Source organism: Neobacillus sp. NRS-1170, assembly GCF_050468025.1.
On sequence record NZ_JBITPF010000128.1, the window covers coordinates 1 to 1,838 of the forward strand.

1 protein-coding gene is annotated in these 1,838 nt (G+C 40.5%); it reads left to right on the forward strand.

What is annotated here, in order from left to right; all coding sequences use genetic code 11:
- The first annotated feature begins 123 nt into the window (after positions 1–123).
- Positions 124–1,419 (forward strand): IS110 family transposase, encoded by a 1,296-nt coding sequence (locus ACIFOT_RS32255; RefSeq protein WP_430073060.1) that lies wholly within the window; start codon positions 124–126, stop codon positions 1,417–1,419.
- The last annotated feature ends 419 nt before the right edge of the window (positions 1,420–1,838 follow it).

Genomic DNA, 1,838 nt, shown 5'->3' on the forward strand with positions numbered 1-1,838 from the left:
GGGGCAGCATTCCTGTAATGAGTGAAAATGAGGTTTGAACAAAAAAATAACCTCTTGGTAGAATGAGAGTGTCCTGAAGCCGGCCAGCGAAAAGGACAATACTCAAATACCAGGAGGCCTAAAATGAATTATAACCAAAATAAGAAGCTTGCTCAAATTACTTCTCAAACGCTAATTATAGGGGTGGACATCGCTAAATTCAAGCATGTGGCACGTGCCCAGGACTTTAGAGGAATGGAGTTCGGATCACCTTGTTATTTTGAAAACACAAAAGAGGGGTTCTCCCATTTTCTAAAGTGGATTTCTGAGTTGAAGAGAGAACAAGCCATGGATAAAGTGATAGTTGGGATGGAACCGACAGGCCATTATTGGTTCAACCTAGCTCATATTCTGAAAGAAAATGAGATTAAGTTTGTGGCAGTAAATCCCTTGCACGTTAAGAAAAGCAAGGAACTCGATGATAATTCACCAACTAAAAATGATGTAAAGGATGCCAGAGTAATTGCCCAGCTGGTCAAAGACGGAAGATACGCCGAACCTACTATACCGCAAGGAGTTTATGCCGAGCTCCGAGTGGCAAAGAAAATTCGCGATCTTCTAACGGATGACCTCCAAACGGTCCAAGGGCAGGTTCACAACTGGATTGATCGGTACTTTCCAGAATTTCTAACAGTTTTTAAGAAGTGGGAAGGCAAGGCAGCATTACAATTCTTAAGGTTAAATGCCTTACCACATGAAATGATAAAATTCTCTGATCAAGAGCTGTTCATCCACCTAAGAAAAGCCGTTACCCGGAGTGTGGGGCTCAGTAAAATTAAAAAGTTAAAGCAAGCTGCTAGTAAGTCCATCGGACTTCGGCAAGGCTCTGATATGGCCAAATTGGAGCTGAAAACGCTACTTGATAAATATGAACTAATCCAGCTTAAATTCGAAGAATTAGATGCAAAAATAGATATATTACTTGAAGAAATACCTGGTGTTACACAAATGTTGGCCATTAAAGGTGTCGGCAGGGATACGGTTGCCGGTTTCTTTGCGGAGGTCGGCGACCTCAGTGATTATACTCATCCCAGACAAATTATTAAGCTGGCTGGGTTAAGTTTGAAAGAAAATACGTCCGGTAAGCACAAGGGAAAAACGACCATCACAAAGAGGGGACGTAAGAAATTGAGGGCCCTGTTGTTTAGGGTCTGTATGATTCTAGTTGCACAAAATTCAGCATTTAAAGCATTACACGCTTACTATACTCAACGACCTGATAATCCATTAAAGAAGATGCAGTCCCTTATTGCTTTATGTAATAAACTGATCCGTATTTTCTTTAGCATAGGTAAAAAGCAGTTTGATTTTAGTGAAGAAAAGATGTTAAAGGATATTCCTCATTTGTCAGCATCAAAGAAGGTAGAAATGGCAGCTTAATTCTCTTTTATATTAGATAAATTAGTAGTTGTGTGTTTTGTAGGACGGGTACATTTGAAGCACGGATTAGTCGGCATAGCAACTAAATTACGGGCAGGACCCTGTGGGGCAGCATGGCTGACATCCACCTCATGGAAAGGTTGGACGAAGGAATTTGAGAGCGAAGACTCTGTGAGGCATGGGAGGGTTGACCTCCATGAGAAATGTGGACATCCACCAGTGCGATCATATTTTTACTCATTTACCAATTTGTGTAAGTAACTGGGTGGTGGGTTATGAGTCTTTTTTCTTCTTGGGTCCAATTTTATCCTTTCGAGTGATATTTACCCACCTAAAAAGCAATTACTAGTAAATAAACAACTATGAAAATCTAAGAAAAACGAAGAAATCGTGAGATTTCGCTTTCTTTATTGAGGGAG

What these genes read in the sequence shown, in the direction of transcription:
- ACIFOT_RS32255 (WP_430073060.1), top strand. Translation starts at nt 124, where the DNA reads ATGAATTATAACCAAAATAAGAAGCTTGCTCAAATTACTTCTCAAACG.